This window comes from Deltaproteobacteria bacterium (genome assembly GCA_019309545.1).
In the GTDB taxonomy this organism is placed as follows: domain Bacteria; phylum Desulfobacterota; class Desulfobaccia; order Desulfobaccales; family Desulfobaccaceae; genus Desulfobacca_B.
Genome location: JAFDGA010000002.1, coordinates 1 through 14,934, shown reverse-complemented (window position 1 = coordinate 14,934; position 14,934 = coordinate 1). Strand labels below are relative to the sequence as shown.

17 protein-coding genes, 1 tRNA gene and 1 pseudogene are annotated in these 14,934 nt (G+C 53.7%); 6 read left to right on the top strand and 13 right to left on the bottom strand.

From position 1 onward, the window contains the following. Positions 1 to 4 precede the first annotated feature (4 nt). A tRNA-Leu gene (locus JRG72_00720) sits at positions 5 to 90 on the top strand. A gap of 567 nt (positions 91 to 657) precedes the next feature. Here JRG72_00720 and JRG72_00715 read toward each other — a convergent pair. From JRG72_00715 to JRG72_00685, 7 genes are all read right to left on the bottom strand, one after another. Further along, positions 658 to 1,686 (bottom strand): U32 family peptidase, encoded by a 1,029-nt coding sequence (locus JRG72_00715; protein ID MBW2133743.1) that lies wholly within the window; start codon positions 1,684 to 1,686, stop codon positions 658 to 660. 373 nt (positions 1,687 to 2,059) lie between these two features. After that, on the bottom strand, positions 2,060 to 2,227 hold the full coding sequence (locus JRG72_00710; GenBank protein MBW2133742.1) for a hypothetical protein: 168 nt from the start codon (positions 2,225 to 2,227) through the stop codon (positions 2,060 to 2,062). A 203-nt stretch (positions 2,228 to 2,430) separates the two neighbouring features. After that, complete coding sequence (gene dnaJ, locus JRG72_00705; GenBank protein MBW2133741.1) at positions 2,431 to 3,570, bottom strand: molecular chaperone DnaJ; 1,140 nt, start codon at positions 3,568 to 3,570, stop codon at positions 2,431 to 2,433. Between the two features lie 6 nt (positions 3,571 to 3,576). Next, entirely contained in the window at positions 3,577 to 3,876 is a 300-nt protein-coding gene (locus JRG72_00700) for an MTH1187 family thiamine-binding protein (GenBank protein ID MBW2133740.1), read from the bottom strand. Positions 3,877 to 3,890: 14 nt separating this feature from the next. After that, complete coding sequence (locus tag JRG72_00695) at positions 3,891 to 4,280, bottom strand: response regulator (protein MBW2133739.1); 390 nt, start codon at positions 4,278 to 4,280, stop codon at positions 3,891 to 3,893. 591 nt (positions 4,281 to 4,871) lie between these two features. Beyond that, positions 4,872 to 6,152 (bottom strand): replication-associated recombination protein A, encoded by a 1,281-nt coding sequence (locus JRG72_00690; protein MBW2133738.1) that lies wholly within the window; start codon positions 6,150 to 6,152, stop codon positions 4,872 to 4,874. A 174-nt stretch (positions 6,153 to 6,326) separates the two neighbouring features. Continuing rightward, positions 6,327 to 6,941, bottom strand: a complete 615-nt coding sequence (locus tag JRG72_00685; GenBank protein MBW2133737.1) for a hypothetical protein — start codon at positions 6,939 to 6,941, stop codon at positions 6,327 to 6,329. Positions 6,942 to 7,016: 75 nt separating this feature from the next. On the opposite strand from JRG72_00685, the gene tatA reads away from it, so the two are divergent. Genes tatA through JRG72_00670 form a run of 3 tightly spaced genes read left to right on the top strand, consistent with a single transcriptional unit; the run spans position 7,017 to position 9,023 of the window. Beyond that, entirely contained in the window at positions 7,017 to 7,325 is a 309-nt protein-coding gene (gene tatA, locus JRG72_00680) for a twin-arginine translocase TatA/TatE family subunit (protein MBW2133736.1), read from the top strand. A 12-nt stretch (positions 7,326 to 7,337) separates the two neighbouring features. Then, positions 7,338 to 7,652 carry a twin-arginine translocase TatA/TatE family subunit gene (locus tag JRG72_00675; protein ID MBW2133735.1) on the top strand — a complete coding sequence of 105 codons (315 nt, stop codon included), beginning with the start codon at positions 7,338 to 7,340 and terminating at the stop codon, positions 7,650 to 7,652. A gap of 24 nt (positions 7,653 to 7,676) precedes the next feature. After that, the gene (locus JRG72_00670; GenBank protein MBW2133734.1) at positions 7,677 to 9,023 is read left to right on the top strand and encodes an FAD-dependent oxidoreductase; all 1,347 of its coding nucleotides are present in this window, start codon (positions 7,677 to 7,679) and stop codon (positions 9,021 to 9,023) included. Positions 9,024 to 9,163: 140 nt separating this feature from the next. Here JRG72_00670 and JRG72_00665 read toward each other — a convergent pair whose 3' ends face one another. Both JRG72_00665 and JRG72_00660 read right to left on the bottom strand, forming a co-directional pair. Next, positions 9,164 to 9,889, bottom strand: a complete 726-nt coding sequence (locus tag JRG72_00665; GenBank protein ID MBW2133733.1) for a 4Fe-4S binding protein — start codon at positions 9,887 to 9,889, stop codon at positions 9,164 to 9,166. A 27-nt stretch (positions 9,890 to 9,916) separates the two neighbouring features. Next, positions 9,917 to 10,645 (bottom strand): HD domain-containing protein, encoded by a 729-nt coding sequence (locus JRG72_00660; protein MBW2133732.1) that lies wholly within the window; start codon positions 10,643 to 10,645, stop codon positions 9,917 to 9,919. A 405-nt stretch (positions 10,646 to 11,050) separates the two neighbouring features. Between JRG72_00660 and JRG72_00655 the strand changes: the two genes are divergently transcribed. Together JRG72_00655 and JRG72_00650 are read left to right on the top strand one after the other, a co-directional pair. Next, a complete protein-coding gene (locus tag JRG72_00655; GenBank protein ID MBW2133731.1) occupies positions 11,051 to 11,737 on the top strand; it encodes a Crp/Fnr family transcriptional regulator in 687 nt (228 codons plus the stop codon). A 74-nt stretch (positions 11,738 to 11,811) separates the two neighbouring features. Further along, positions 11,812 to 11,916, top strand: a pseudogene (locus JRG72_00650) (DUF4372 domain-containing protein). 179 nt (positions 11,917 to 12,095) lie between these two features. Here the strand turns inward: JRG72_00650 and JRG72_00645 are convergent. The 4 genes from JRG72_00645 to JRG72_00630 form a co-directional block, all read right to left on the bottom strand. Further along, positions 12,096 to 12,785 carry an outer membrane beta-barrel protein gene (locus JRG72_00645; protein ID MBW2133730.1) on the bottom strand — a complete coding sequence of 230 codons (690 nt, stop codon included), beginning with the start codon at positions 12,783 to 12,785 and terminating at the stop codon, positions 12,096 to 12,098. A gap of 228 nt (positions 12,786 to 13,013) precedes the next feature. Beyond that, positions 13,014 to 13,934 (bottom strand): UbiA family prenyltransferase, encoded by a 921-nt coding sequence (locus JRG72_00640; protein MBW2133729.1) that lies wholly within the window; start codon positions 13,932 to 13,934, stop codon positions 13,014 to 13,016. After that, complete coding sequence (locus JRG72_00635) at positions 13,934 to 14,494, bottom strand: UbiX family flavin prenyltransferase (GenBank protein ID MBW2133728.1); 561 nt, start codon at positions 14,492 to 14,494, stop codon at positions 13,934 to 13,936. Before JRG72_00635 ends, JRG72_00640 begins: the two co-directional genes overlap by 1 nt. Continuing rightward, on the bottom strand, positions 14,491 to 14,934 hold a 444-nt coding region (locus JRG72_00630; protein MBW2133727.1), incomplete at its 5' end, for a UbiD family decarboxylase. The genes JRG72_00630 and JRG72_00635, both read right to left, overlap by 4 nt.

The window sequence follows — 14,934 nt, the reverse complement described above, 5'->3', positions numbered from 1 at the left end:
TAGTGCCGAAGTGGTGGAACCTGGTAGACACGCCATCTTGAGGGGGTGGTGGGGAGACCCGTGCGGGTTCAAATCCCGCCTTCGGCACCAGATGATATGCAAAAGGCGTAACCTCTTAAGATTACGCCTTTTGCATTTTGGCCGGTTGCGGATGGGTTTGCGGCTGCTTGCGTGTCCAGCCCGTTTACCATCTCCCGATTGCTGCCGGGAATCAGGCCATTTGCCTGTTAATGGCAAGAAACATTTTTTCAAACTTTTATTACTCCGAGCATTTAAAAGGTTAATCTGAGGGGAGGGCTGGGGGACCGCCAGCCTCCCCTCAAGCTTCCCCTCCCATCCCCCCTTTAAGGGGTTGGGAGAGGATGTCTCGGCTGTCTTGGTTCGCATCAACAGCAAGGGTACGCCGCTTAGCCAGGCGGATTTCATCCTGACGCTGATGTCGGTCTTCTGGGATGACGGGCATAAGGAGTTGGAGCATTTTTGCCGGGAATCCCGGAAGCCTACGAAAGGCGAAAAATCGCCATTCAACTACTTCATTGAACCGTCCCCGGATCAGCTTCTGCGGGTAAGCGTGGGGGTGGTATCCTCCCTTAAGCAAAAAGCCTATCCTCAGCGAGGACAGGCTTTTGGGGGGCCCAAGCTATCTCGTTGGCCTCCTTACAGGCCAACGATATTGCGGTGCAGTTCCCTGGTTTTTTCCCAGCGGGCCCGATCCCGGTCGGCCACCAGATTGGCTAACCGGTCCTGAATGCGTTGATAGATTGGCCCATTGATGTCATCGCCGCGCAAATGGCCGTCGATTAATTTCCGATAGCAACAGATCATTTTACCGATCATGGAGACGGCGTATTCCCGGCCCTGGACCTTAAGCGTAGCCAGGCCTAAATCTATGTATTGTTTTAATTCGTCCCCCATGATGGCGAAAGCGACGTTGGGATCGCGGCGGACCCGCTCATTGATCTCGGCGATCCGCGCTTCGCTCACCCCCCGGCGGGATAAAACTTTGCGCCGCTGTTCATCCGACAGCAGGCAGAGGCGGAAACAACTACCACTGCGGTCCGGCCAACCCTCGTATTCGACGATTTCATTGCCGTCCTCATCGTAATAAACCTTACGGATGTAGGAATCAGCGATCAGTTCGTGGAACATACAGTTACCCACGCCGCCGATGCAGCGATTGCCATGGATCAGCACCTCGGTTTTGATCCCCAAGGTATCGGCCTCCTGCTTGAAGCGCCGCAGTTGCTCCACGGTCTTGATCTCGGTGGAGGCCACGATCTGGGTGACTCCCAGTGCCTTGTACCGGGCCATCTCTTCCTTGGTGCGGATGTTACATCCCACACTGGCATGAATAACCAATTCCGGGTAATGCCGGCTGATTAATTTAATCAAGGCCGGGGTTTTGACAATAACTCCCTCAATCCCAAAGTGGGCGTACTTGCCCACTTTCTTCAGTGCCAGCTCTAATTTCTCTTCCGGAACCTCAGCATTCAACGCCACCCGCACCTTGCGGTGATACTTATTCCCGATTTTCACTGCTTCAGCGATTTGACTATCTTCTAATTCCCAAGCACACTTTCGCCGGCTAAAACCCTTGGACCCGACATAGACCGCGTCAGCGCCGTTTTTAAAGACCGCGTCCACCATGTCCAGGTTTCCACCTGGTGCTAATAATTCATTGGTCATTCCCAAGGCCTCCCATAGGTTTCTAATTCACACATTGCCATATCAAAAATTTGCCGATATGGTTTTGTCTTTACCTAGGGCCTTGTGCATTTCAGACAAGTGTCCTGGTTTCCCTTTTTATATTTTAACCTTGATCCCGCAAAAGTCAAGCGTCGGGACCTGCTTTTAATGAACCAATGGCAACTTTGGGTTCCAGCCTGATAAACTTAGATTTTAGCACAGTACTCTGAAGGTGAATAGTTTTTCTTAGGGGCCGGGCTTCATAATCTTCCCCGGCCCTTTGGGCCTGGTATTCAAGTAAAACGGCAGTTTACTTTCCTTAATGCTCGGTCACCACTAACCGGCAAAACCCCGGAATAAGCGTTAAGCCAACTCAATGACGCAAATAAGTTAGGGCCAGAACCAGAGCCAGCCCGAACTCCACGCTGAAGGTGAGAAAGTAGATCAACAACTCCATACGAGAGCCATAATCTTCTTCAAACAAGATGCGGTTGGGCTCGCGTAAAATATCCCAAGAGCTACGATCTGCTAAGGTGGCCATCGTCTGTGACTCCTTTCCCGCTTAACTAACTAGCACCAGTGACCTGTGTTTCAAAAATTTTTCGCTACCTTATAGAATCAGCGGTCTTGTGAATTATATCATTAAATCTAGCAAAAAAAGAGAAAAAAAGCATTTTTCGATTCGATAGCCTAAATTTATTGAGTTATCTGGCAGATAGCCCGACCCCAAGCCAGCATCTGATCTCAGACCATGGCCCGAATTGACCGCCATAATTTTTTTAAGAGTCCTTCCTGAGGCAGGGATCGATGACTACTTGCTAGCTGGGAATCATCTAAGGCAGCAAATTCTTCCAACAACTCTTGTTGTTTGGGGCTAAGGTGGCGTGGGATAACGACATGGACTTCAACCAGCAAATCCCCCCGCCCGTAGCCTTTCAAGATGGGGATGCCCTCACCTTTCAAGCGGATTATTTCCCCCGGTTGGGTGCCGGGATGAATAATCATTTCCTTTTGGCCGCTGAGGGTAGGTATGGGAACTTTATCTCCAAGAGCGGCTTGAACAAAGGAGATGGGCAGTTTTAAGCGCAGGTTATAGCCCTCTCGGTCAAAGAGTTCATGGGGCCGCACATGCATAACAATATATAAGTCGCCCGGCGGGCCGCCATTAATACCTTCATCGCCCTCTCCGGACATGATCAGGTGGGTACCGTTATCCACCCCGGGTGGAATTCTGACTGAGAGCTTCTTTTTTTCCGGTATCCGGCCGGTTCCTCGACATTTGGGGCAAGGCTCGGCAATGATTTCGCCCCGCCCCTGGCACCGGGGGCAGGTAGTGCTAATCCTTAAAAACCCATGGCTACGGATAATATGTCCCCGACCGCCACACTGGGGACAAGGAATTTTACGGGTGCCCGGCCGGACACCACTGCCTTGGCATGATCGGCAATTGACTGTTCGGGTTATTTCGATGTTGATCTCGGTTCCCAGGGCCGCGTCGACAAAATCCAGATCTAAATCGTAACGCCGATCAACACCGGCCTGGGGGCCAGATCGACGGGCCTGCGGACCTCCAAAACCAAAGAGGTCTTCGAAGATATCACTGAAGGCCCCGAAGATATCGGAAAAATCATGGAAGCCGGTAAAGCCAGTATCGCGCAGCCCTTCATGGCCGTATTGATCGTACAGCCGCCGTTTCTGAGGGTCTCGCAACACCTCATAGGCTTCGGAAGCTTCCTTGAACCGTTCTTCGGCCTCTTTATCACCGGGATTGCGATCCGGGTGATATTTCAGGGCCAGTTGCCGGTATTTTTTCTTGATGTCTTCTTCCTTAGCGTCCCTGGGGACCCCTAGGATCTGATAATAATCTTTATTAAATTGAACCATTTATTTCTAAACAAGCCGCTGCTTGACAGCGCGGATCTTGTCATCCAGGTGAACTTCCTTGTCGCGTCGATCATCAATGGTCAGGTGAGTAAGAACTCGCTTCACTCCCCGGTTAAAAGGCAGTTCGTGCAAAGCCTGAGCCACTTGGAGCAACTGCTCGATGCTGCCCTCGACAATGGTGCCCATATCCGTCAGATAATGAGGAACTTGCTCTTTCTGCAAGTATTGCACTACCGCCGCAATGTAATCACCGACACTGGTCTGCCCCAACCCCAGGGGAACTACACTGATTTCCATAATCGCCATTATTTCCTCCTGAGCTAGTTACAGGAGTTTCCATTTGAAAATTGGGCTACTTTCTTAACCTTAATGAATTTGCGGACTGCTTTCTTCAGGAGCTCCATATCCGAACTTTTCAACACCAAGCCATCGGCCCCAATGGCATTTGCCGGCAGCGAGAGATTATAAGCAGAATAAAAGATCACCGGGGTCTCTTTGGCAGTACCCTTAATAATACGCATGGTCTCCAACCCTGACATATCGGGCAATAACAACTCCATAACCACGAGATCAGGATGCGCCGCATCCATCAGGCGAATTAGTTCCTGACCATCAGAAGCGACCATCACCTCATATCCTTCGTCAAGAAATTCCTCTTGACAGAGCAGTTGGATATGCGGGTCGCTATCACCAAACAGAATCCGGGCCATGTGGTCCTCCCTTACCAAGGTTGGTCCCAGTTTAAGAACCAGCCCATGTTTGTTCCTGGCCTAATTAGTTTGATGGTTTTAGTAAAAAATTTTTAGCGAAACGTGAGATTGCTTTGCCCTGTTGAACTAATACGGCAAATAATCCGCCCACTAAACCGGCAGCACCACCTCCCACAGGACATCCGAATTGACCGCAAAAAGGGCATACCGAGGACATGGCGTAGATTCCCGAAAAGACCAGCCACCATCTGAAAAATCTTAATAAAACACCGATAATCGGATACTTATAAAACCGGCTCTGGGTTGGCATGCTCCGGGACTTAATCCTGGATAGTTCCTCAGATTCGCCAACCGCTGGCCGGCCCCATTCCTTCCCCTGCAAAGTGTTTACTTCGGCAAAGTTTGGTTCCTGGTGCTTGACAAACTGCACTTTTAGGGATTTCCCAGAAATATAAGACAAATTTAAAAAATTAGGGGGCTTGGAAAAAATATTTCACAAAAATCTTTTCTAATGAAAAAATTATCATTTTAATTATAATTACGAATTTAATTTTTGTCCAGCCACAGATCAATTTTTCTTGGACGGGGCTATCAGGTCCCAGAATCTGGCTGGCGCAATTGCTTCCACCGGGCGCTCAAATCTTTTTCCACCCCTTCTTCCCCCGGTTCGTAGAACCGTTCCCCCTCCAGTCTTTCCGGCAGGTAGGTTTGCGGCACGTAGTGGCCGGGATAATCGTGGGGATATTTATAGTCCCGGCCGTGTCCCAAGCCTCGGCCATCCCGTTTGGGGTCGCGCAAATGTAAAGGGACCTCTGTTATCCCCTGTTCGCTGACCACTTGCAGAGCCCGAAAATAGGCCTGGGTGGAATTGCTCTTGGGCGCCAGGGCCAGATAGATGGTGGCCTGGGCCAAATGGTATTGGGCCTCCGGCAGCCCCACCCAGGAGAGCGCTTGAGCTGCGGCCGCCACCTGGACCAGGGCCTGGGGATCGGCCAGGCCGATATCTTCGGCGGCCAGGATAAAAAGGCGGCGGACGATAAATTTGGGATCCTCCCCGGCCTGCACCATGCGGGCCAACCAATAGAGAGCGGCATCCACATCGGAGCCGCGCACGCTTTTGATAAAGGCCGAGATGGTGTCATAATGGGCCTCGCCATCCCGGTCATAAAAGATGGCCCGCTGCTGAATCGACTCAGCCGCCACCGCCAGATCTACCCGGATGCGCCCATCTGAACCTGGGGAAGTGCTCAACACCGCCAGTTCCAGGGCATTCAAGGCATTCCGGGCATCGCCGCCAGCCATTCGGGCCAGATGGCACAGGGCCTCGTCATCTACCTCAGCCGGATAGGTGCCCAACCCCCGCTCCTGATCCTGCAAAGCCCGGCGCAGCAGCACCAGAATGTCGGCTTCGCTTAAGGGCTGAAACACAAAGATTCGGGCCCGGGAAAGTAATGGCCCGATAATTTCAAAATATGGATTTTCGGTGGTGGCGCCGATAAGTGTCAAGGTCCCTGCTTCCACATGGGGCAGCAAGGCATCCTGTTGGGCCTTATTAAAGCGATGAATTTCATCGATCAACACCAAGGTCCGCACTCCGCGGGGGCGGCGTTGCTGGACCTCGCTCACCAGTTGCCGGATCTCTTTGACCCCGCTCATCACTGCGCTCAAACTCTCAAAATGGCTGCGGGTAACCGCGGCGATCACCTGGGCCAGGGTGGTCTTGCCGCAACCCGGCGGCCCCCAAAAGATCAGCGAGGAGTATAAGCGATCAACCTCGATGGCCCGCCGCAGCAACCGCCCCCGCCCCACCAGATGCTCCTGGCCGACAAATTCTTCCAGATTCCGAGGCCGCATCCGGGCCGCCAGGGGCATGGTTTCCGGGCCTACCCCCGGCAATAAGTTGGGAGGAGATAAAGACCTCCCCGGTTTTTTAATTTTATTACTGAGAATTATTAACCCTCCGGGGTTCGGCACTCCTGATTTGAGCAGATCGCAGTTTCTCAAGCACCGAATGGATGGATTTAATATTGCATTACGATAAAAATATTACTTGACCTTAATAAAAGGATAGCGGGCTTTCATCTCCCGGGTGACCAGCCCAATGCCGCACTGATTGTGAATGGTCTCAATGACCACGATTTTTTCTGCTTGGTCAAAGTCGATATGACATTTCTGGCCCCGGCGCTCACACTCCTGTTTCAGAAAGGCGTCTAACTGTTGCTCCACGGCCAGACTGGAGAGCTCGCCCTTGTGCCCCCGCCGTTTCATCCGCACATAAAACGATGATTCGCCGATGTCATCAAGTAGAACCTGGGTCGCTTCTTGAAGCCGGGACAGGAGGTTTTCCAGGGTGAAGGGAAAAACCTGGCGAATGGGCACCACTGTACTGAGAACCTCTGAAAATTCCGGTTCCTCCTCCCAGCGCCGGCGCAAATCTTCTAAAAAGGCTTCCATATCCGGCACCTTGCCCAAGAATACTTCATGAAATCCCGAATCCTGAAATTCTCCCAGACTATCAATCATCCGGAGCAGGCGGCGGCCTTGATTCATGAAGGCGGTCAGAACTACATTCCAATCTTTCATAATCGAAGCTAAACTGCGAATGTCGGAGTTTTTCGTCGCTGGCAGTCGGTCATTGACTGCGGTAATTCTCTCATGCACGGTTACTGCTTGTTATCTTATCTTTTCTCTGATATACTGGCAAGCAAAAGAATGATCCTAAAGGGATATCTATCCATGTTCGGTTATAATCTCACCACTCTGATCATTATTCTGGTCATTGCCCTGCTGTTGTTCGGCCCCAAGCGGCTACCGGAGTTGGGGGACAGCATCGGCAAGGCGATCCGCGGCTTCAAGCGGGCCACCGAAGATGCGCCGGAACCTTTGCCCAAGGAAAACCAATCCGCCGCAACTGACAGCCAGACTGACCAGACTGCCGCCAAGACCAAAGTCTGCCCTCAATGCCACCAGGAGAGTTTGACCGGCTTTGCCTTCTGTCCGCATTGTGGCCATCGCCTCCAGGAGGATGCGGAACCGCCAAAATAAGGATAGCGCTCCATGTTTGGGATTGAATTCCCTGAATTACTGGTCATTCTGCTACTCGCTTTAATCCTCTTTGGTCCCCAGAGACTGCCGGAATTTGCTCAAACTCTGGCGCAGATGGTCAAAAAATTCAAGCAGGCCAGCGCTGAATTGCAATCCGCCCTACCCTCGCTCTCCGAGCAGACTGATAGCCCCTCTCCACACAGTCATTATCAGGAGCAGGTCTGCCCCCAATGCCACCAGAGTCTCAGTCACGACTTCACCTTCTGCCCGGCCTGTGGACACCGGTTGAAGGAAGGCCCCGGCAATCAACAGGCCCTGGCCTCATAATCGATCTGACGACTGGTTGACCTGATGAACCCTGATTATGACATCGTCATCATCGGCGCCGGTCCGGCCGGTCTGTTCGCCGCGCTAACACTGGCTAAACCAAACCGCTACCGGATATTGCTGCTAGAGCAGGGCAAAGACCTTGAGGCTCGCCAGCACCGGGGTCCGGGGGACCTGCTCTGTGGCTGGGGTGGAGCCGGGGCCTACAGCGACGGCAAACTCATGCTCACCCCGGAAGTGGGCGGTTTTTTAGCCGAACTGCTGCCCCTGACGACCCTCCAGGAGCTGATTCAGGAGGCTGACGCCATATATGTCCAGTTCGGGGCCCCGGATCGCCTCTACGGCGGCGATTCCGAAGCCCTGGAGCTTTTGGAGGTCCGGGCCCGCCACGCCGGGATGACCCTGGTGCCTACTCGCCTGCGCCATATCGGTACTGAAAATTGCTTGCATGTCCTGACCGGCCTGCGGGAGCACCTGGAAGGGCATATTGACATACGCACCAACTGTCGCGTTACCCGGATTTTGGCAAATGATCGAGAGGTCCAGGGCGTCGAACTAGCCAGCGGTGAGAGCCTCTCAGCCCGCTTTGTTATTGCGGCCCCGGGACGGGCAGGGGCCGAATGGATCAGGCAAGAGACCCGGCGTCTGGGCATTCCCTCCATCCCCAGTCCGGTGGATATCGGCGTTAGGGTGGAGGCCCCGGCCCCGGTGTTGGCCCCCTTAACCGACGCCGCCTATGAGGCCAAGCTCATCTATTATTCCCGCACCTTCGATGATAAAGTGCGCACCTTTTGCATGAATCCCTACGGCGAAGTGGTGCTGGAGGATCTGGACGGCCTGCTAACGGTCAACGGCCACAGCTACACCTACCGCAGATCAGAGAACACCAATTTTGCCATCCTGGTCAGTTCGACCTTTACCGAGCCTTTCGATGACCCGATCAGCTATGGCCGTTATATTGCCCGGCTGGCCAACCTGCTAGGCAAAGGCGCGCTGGTGCAGCGTTTGGGCGACCTGCAATCCGGCCGCCGCTCCACTCTGACCCGGCTGGCCCGCTGCATCACTACCCCTACTTTAGCCCAGGCCACTCCCGGGGATTTGAGTTTTGTCCTGCCTTATCGGTACCTGTTCGACATATTAGAGATGCTAGAGGCCATGGACCATCTGGCTCCGGGCATCAATTCCCGCCATACCCTGCTCTATGGCGTCGAAGTCAAGTTCTATTCCCACCGCCTCAAACTGACCTCGCAACTGGAATCCAGTATACGCAATCTGTTTATCATCGGCGACGGGGCCGGCATCACCCGCGGTCTGGTCCAGGCCTCGGTCAGCGGCCTGCTTGCGGCTCAGGCCATCACCGCCCGTATCTAGATTACCGAATATACCTACCGGTATATTTACCCAACCCGGAGACTTATTACACAGGTAATAAGATAAATCACTGGGGGGTTAGGGGTCGCAGACCCCTAACTCCTCCCCTCATATTAACCTTTTAAATGCTCGGAGTAATATCACGCGGTCAACTGTTGCCGGTGGGTCACCTGGCCTTGGCGGCTGATGACTATTTGCTCCAGGGGAACTTTTGGGCCCGCCGCGGCCAGGGCCTTTTCCACTATACCGGTCAGGCCGGAACAGCAGGGCACCTCCATAATCGCCACGGTAATGCTCCGGACGTCGGCATTCTGGAAGATCTGGGTCAATTTATCTAGATATTCCTGAGGGTCATCAAATTTGGGGCAGCCGAGCAGCACCACCTTGCCGGACAGCAGCTCCTGGTGCAGCCGGGGATAGACGACCCCGGCGCAATCGGCCAGGACTAGAAGATCAGCCCCTTGTAAAAACGGGGCCTTAACCGGGACCAGTTTAATCTTGATGGGCCAGTGGGACAGCGCCGAGCCCACCGGGGCTTCCGGGCTTGGCGCCGGCTGAGGCGGGCGAAAAGTCTGCACCTGAGCCGAGGGGCAGCCACAAGCCAGTGACTCGGCCGGGGGTGTGGACTGCAAGTAGGCCTCCACCGCCTCGGGGTCAAAGTCTTCGGCATCCCGTTCCACAATGTGCAAGGCCCCGGTCGGGCAATCTCCCAGGCAGGCCCCCAGGCCGTCGCAGAATTTCTCCGCCACCAATCGGGCCTTGCCGTCAATCACCTGAATCGCGCCCTCCGCACAGGCCGGCACGCACTGGCCGCAGCCGTCACAGAGGTCTTCATCGATCTCGATTATTTTACGCCTGATTTTCATGTTTTTCTCCTTAACTGCCTGGCCCGGTTATTTAAGTAACACCCGCCGGGCTAGCGCCCGGCCGCTGTCGGTCAAAAACGCCTTGTCAATCCTGGCGGCCAGTCGATCCCGGTCGACAGGAGCTTTTTCCTGTTGCTCCTCCAGATTGACGATCAGGTCAGCATCATAGAGCGCCTTGAAATTCACGGTTTCCTCAGGCCGGGGGTGATGATGATGGCCGATAATGTCGCAAACCTCGTAGATCAGCTCAGCCCGAGCACCTAATTGCTCCAAAATCTGTCGGGCCACCGGCGGCCCTTCCTGCTCCTGGTACCGGGCCGAGGGGCTCCGATATTTTCTTTCCGATTCTTTGATGCCGATGTCATGGAGATAAGCAGCGCACAGAATCACCGCCATATTGCCCTGCTCATTCTTGCCGATCTCTTCGGCATAGCGGGCCACCCGCCGGGCATGGTTGATGCGGCGGAAATCCTGGCCAAAATAACGCTTCATGGCAATGGCCACCCGGTCCTTGAGCAGATCATCCCGCTGGGCCAGCAGTTCTGGCGACAGCTCTCCCAGGCATTGTTCAGCGTATTTGCAATATGAAGCGCAACCGAAATCGATTTTGGGGTTCAACACCCGATGACCGCAATTCTTGCACCGGCGGCTGGGTTCATCTTTGAAAAACTCGATATCGGCGCCGCACTCCGGGCATTTGCTCTCAAAGATGGCCCCCGGTTTCCAGTAGCGTCTATCCTGTCCCGGACATTGCATGGTTTTCTCCCTTTAGAATTTAATGCTTAGGTCATAAAATTGGTAAATTGTAGTCCGAAAAAAACTGTTCTTGGGGGAAGCGGGGGGCCAGCAGTCCCCCGACCCTCCCCACTGATGGCAAAACCCCACCATTACATAAGGGCCGTTGGTATCCTCTGGGAAACCCGGGAGCGCCGCAACTTCGGGGGACTTGCCACAAACTCCTAATACCGTACAGCCCTGGCAATTGGCAGTCTGTTCACATTGGTAACAAAACATCTTTACGCTCTGACCTCGGTTTAATGATATCAGCCGGCCACCATGCTAACTTTTACTTTCCAGCCAGACTTTTTACCTTTAATATAATTACCAGGCTCAAAAATGCCTTGACTTAGGTCAAGCGCCTGCATTTTTTTAGGCTGGTCGATGAGAATACCACAGGAACTGGCAAATATTCCCCTATTCGAAGGTCTTTCTGAGGAGCAATACGATGAGCTGGCCGCCATCGTTTTGGATAAAGTATTCCACCCCGGGCAGACGATTTTCTCCGAGGGCGATGACGGCGATGGCTTTTACGTGGTGGTGGCCGGCCGGGTAAAAATCTTTAAGCTCTCCCTGGAGGGCAAGGAGCAGATTTTACACATCTTTGGAGCGGGGGAACCATTCGGCGAGGTGCCGGTGTTTGCCGGTCAGCGCTTTCCAGCCAACGCCGAGGCCCTGGACGATTGCCGATTGTTCTTTTTTCCCCGGAACGCCTTCGTGGAGCTGATCAAACGAAATCCCTCCCTGGCCTTGAATATGTTGGCGGTGCTGTCGCGGCGGCTGCGACAGTTTACCCAGTTGATCGAAGATTTGTCCCTTAAGGAGGTCCCCGGCCGGCTGGCCGCCTATTTGCTATATTTAAGCCACCAACAGGGCGGAACCGATGAGGTAAAATTAGATATCCCGAAAAACCTCCTGGCCAGTCTGTTGGGTACCATTCCCGAAACCCTATCGCGCATTCTGGCCAAAATGATCCGACAAGGGCTGATCGAGGCCGAAGGTCCCCGGATCAGGATCATCGACCGCCCGGGGTTGCACGATCTGGCGGTCGCTGCCCGCCGCCTGTCCTAATCCAACACCTATCCCCGCCGTCTTTTATAGTGGAATCTACTGCTTAATAATAGCTATTTTTATAATATGATACACTGCTGCTCAAATTTATTCCTAGACATGTATTTGACAAACTCGACCGGGAACATGGCACCGGCCGTTCCGCCAGGAATTTTACCCGCTGGCACCAATGTGTCCACAACGAACAATTATTTCCGCGATACGTGCATTGGAAATTCTGGACTCCCGAGGAAATCCAACCGTGCGTGTTTTTGTTGATCTTGAAAAAACCCCTTAATCAAATTACTGGGAGAGCTTGGGTCTGAGCCAATAAAAAAGGCGGCCCGCAGGCCGCCCCGAGGTTTCCTGGGTGGCTCGTCTAGAAGTGGTAAGCCGCGCCTAGGTAAAAGCTGAAGAGGTTGAAATCCGGCTCAACAGAGACATTTCTGAAATCGTACGACGGTTGGGTATAGCGGTACCGGAAGGCTAGATCCAGGGAGACATTTTTCAGACACATATAACGCATTCCGGCATCGACCATCAGAGCGATTTCGGTCGTACTGTCGGAACCCAAGCCCTCAAGTTCCATGCTGGAGATAAATAACGCCGGGCCGACGGCGACATAAGGTTGCAACCGGCCAAAGGGCACTTCCGAGTCAGGCAGGAAGCCGTAACGGCCGTTGAACATGAAGCCGATGGTGAAGGCTCGACCCTGGTCCCAAATAAAAGCCCGGCCACCATTTACCTGAACCTCTTGACGCTTGAAATCCAGATTATTATAACTGAGATCGAGAGCAAAGCCCAGATACTTCATCCAATCTGGGTAGTCATAGCCTAAAAAACCCTCTTTGGTAAACCAATAGCCAAACTTGACGCCGCCAATGACCGCAGGGTCTACTTTGGCATCTTTGGCAGTTGCAGTAGCGCCAGCAGTAATGTCAATGTCAGTATTGGCTCCCAAATTACCGCCGACATAGCCCTCCACATACATTTCGCCCCAGCAGAGAGCTGGGACCAATACCAAGGCAGCAACGGCTGCCAGCAGAATAATTTTCCCCTTACTTCTCATAATTTCCCCCCTTAAACAAAGTAGTTAAACAATTGGAATAATACTCTGTATACAAGTCGAAACTTTTTCCCCCACCCCCTTTCTGTTATAAGCCTCCCAATATAAGTTCCTACCCCATATAATTCTAATGTCACAATTTTAAGGCCAGTGGGAAAAAATTGTCAAGCACAAAGTTAAAAAAAATCGGAAAAAAAGCTTCAATATTATATCGGCTGTCTAATGGCCAACTTAAGGCCAGAGGCTGAACAGAGTTGCCAGTCCTAACAACACTCCCACCAGACTGTTGAGGGTGAAAAAGGCATGGTTAAGGCGGGAAAGATCATGGGGGGACAGCAAAATATGTTCGGCCAGCAATAAAACCCCGGTTATCAACGCCATGCCCCAATAAAGCCAACTCAACCCGGCCAGCCAGCCGGTCAGGACGAATCCTACGCCGGCACCGAGATGTAATACCGCAGCCAACCGCATAGCCTTGACCCGGCCAAACCGGCCTGGACAGGAATATAGCCCCACCTGGCGGTCAAATTCCTCGTCCGGCAGGGCATAGAGGATGTCGAAACCCGCCACCCACAGCAGTACCGCCAAGGAGAGGACCACCGGCACTACGGTCAGATCACCCCGCACCGCGATCCAGCCAGCACTGGGAGCTATAGCCAGAGCCGCTCCTAGAAACAGGTGGCAGGCCCAGGTAAAGCGTTTGGTAAAAGAATAGAGCAGGACCACGGCCAGGGCCAGGGGCGAGAGCAGCAGGCATAAGCGGTTGAGTTGCGCCGCGGCCCAGAAAAACAGCAGGGTGCTGACCAGAATAAATTGGATCGTGGCCGCCCGGCTGATCAAACCTTGGGGTAAGGCCCGCTTCTGGGTGCGGGGGTTGAGGGCGTCATAGGGCGCATCCACCAGGCGATTGAAGGCCATGGCGGTACTCCGGGCTCCTATCATGGCCAACAGAATGAACAGCGCCTGCCGTGCGCTGGGCAAGCCCCGCGCCGCCAGCAGCGCCCCCATGAAGGCAAAAGGGAGGGCAAAGACGGTGTGTTCGATCTTGATCATCTGCAGCAGGATGAGGATCGACGGGAAAAATGGTTTTCGGTTTTCGGTTTTCGGTTTTCGTTTAAGAAAATTCTGTAGTGGGGAAAAGGAACGGTCCATTACTCGCCCCAGCGCCTGGTCAGATCATGTGCCAGACCCAGATGATCCAGGAGGCGGCCGACAAAATTGCGGGCCAAGTCCTCCAGCGTCCGAGGTTGGTGATAAAAGCCCGGCATAGCGGGGAAAATCGTCGCCCCGGCTTGAGCCGCCTGGGTCATATTGCGTAGATGGATCAGGTTAAGCGGCGTTTCCCGCACCACCAACAGCAGCGGCCGCCGTTCTTTCAGACAGACCTCGGCAGCCCGATGAATCAGGTTCTGCGACTGGCCCTGGGCAATAGCGCCAAGAGTACCCATAGTACAGGGGATCACTACCAGAGCCTGAAGGCGAAAGGAACCGCTGGCCAGAGGGGCAGCGAAGTCTTTAACCGAGTGGAGGATAGCCTGCGGGCCGATCAGTTCCGGCAGGCTGAGGCCCAATTCCAAACCGAGGACCTGTTCCCCGGCCGCGGAACACACAGCATGCACTTCTAAATCAGGGCGGCTCTGGAAATAGGCAAAAAGTTCCCGGGCATAGATCATGCCGCTGGCCCCGGTCAGGGCGATAGCGTAGCGGTTTATTCCAGTCCGAGGCGGGGCCATAATTCATCCACCTTCTTGACCACCTCAGGGGCCATGGTAATGACTGGCGGCCATTCCCGAGTAAAGCCCTCTTCGGGCCATTTGCGGGTGGCATCAATGCCCATCTTGGAGCCGTAGTGGGGCAGGGGCGAGGCATGGTCCAGCACATCCACCGGTCCGTCGACCAGGACCAGATCCCGCCGCGGGTCGATATTACTCCCCAGCCGCCAGAGCACCTGCGACAGATTTTGGACATCTACTTCTTTATCGAAAATGACGATAATTTTGGTAAACATCATCTGGCCCAAGCCCCACAGGGCATGCATGACTTTGCGGGCCTGGCCGGGATAACGTTTGTCAATCGAGACAAACGCCAGATTGTGAAAAACGCCTTCCACCGGCAGATTAAGATCAACGATCTCCGGCAGTTGTTTTTTGAT

Excerpts from the sequence above, each read along its gene's own strand:
- JRG72_00665 (MBW2133733.1), bottom strand. The coding sequence starts at position 9,889 with ATGAAAATCAGGCGTAAAATAATCGAGATCGATGAAGACCTCTGTGAC.
- JRG72_00670 (MBW2133734.1), top strand. The coding sequence starts at position 7,677 with ATGAACCCTGATTATGACATCGTCATCATCGGCGCCGGTCCGGCCGGT.
- JRG72_00645 (MBW2133730.1), bottom strand. The coding sequence starts at position 12,785 with ATGAGAAGTAAGGGGAAAATTATTCTGCTGGCAGCCGTTGCTGCCTTG.
- JRG72_00710 (MBW2133742.1), bottom strand. The coding sequence starts at position 2,227 with ATGGCCACCTTAGCAGATCGTAGCTCTTGGGATATTTTACGCGAGCCC.
- dnaJ (MBW2133741.1), bottom strand. The coding sequence starts at position 3,570 with ATGGTTCAATTTAATAAAGATTATTATCAGATCCTAGGGGTCCCCAGG.
- JRG72_00690 (MBW2133738.1), bottom strand. The coding sequence starts at position 6,152 with ATGCCCCTGGCGGCCCGGATGCGGCCTCGGAATCTGGAAGAATTTGTC.
- JRG72_00700 (MBW2133740.1), bottom strand. The coding sequence starts at position 3,876 with ATGGCGATTATGGAAATCAGTGTAGTTCCCCTGGGGTTGGGGCAGACC.
- tatA (MBW2133736.1), top strand. The coding sequence starts at position 7,017 with ATGTTCGGTTATAATCTCACCACTCTGATCATTATTCTGGTCATTGCC.
- JRG72_00675 (MBW2133735.1), top strand. The coding sequence starts at position 7,338 with ATGTTTGGGATTGAATTCCCTGAATTACTGGTCATTCTGCTACTCGCT.
- JRG72_00695 (MBW2133739.1), bottom strand. The coding sequence starts at position 4,280 with ATGGCCCGGATTCTGTTTGGTGATAGCGACCCGCATATCCAACTGCTC.
- JRG72_00655 (MBW2133731.1), top strand. The coding sequence starts at position 11,051 with ATGAGAATACCACAGGAACTGGCAAATATTCCCCTATTCGAAGGTCTT.
- JRG72_00640 (MBW2133729.1), bottom strand. The coding sequence starts at position 13,934 with ATGGACCGTTCCTTTTCCCCACTACAGAATTTTCTTAAACGAAAACCG.
- JRG72_00715 (MBW2133743.1), bottom strand. The coding sequence starts at position 1,686 with ATGACCAATGAATTATTAGCACCAGGTGGAAACCTGGACATGGTGGAC.
- JRG72_00660 (MBW2133732.1), bottom strand. The coding sequence starts at position 10,645 with ATGCAATGTCCGGGACAGGATAGACGCTACTGGAAACCGGGGGCCATC.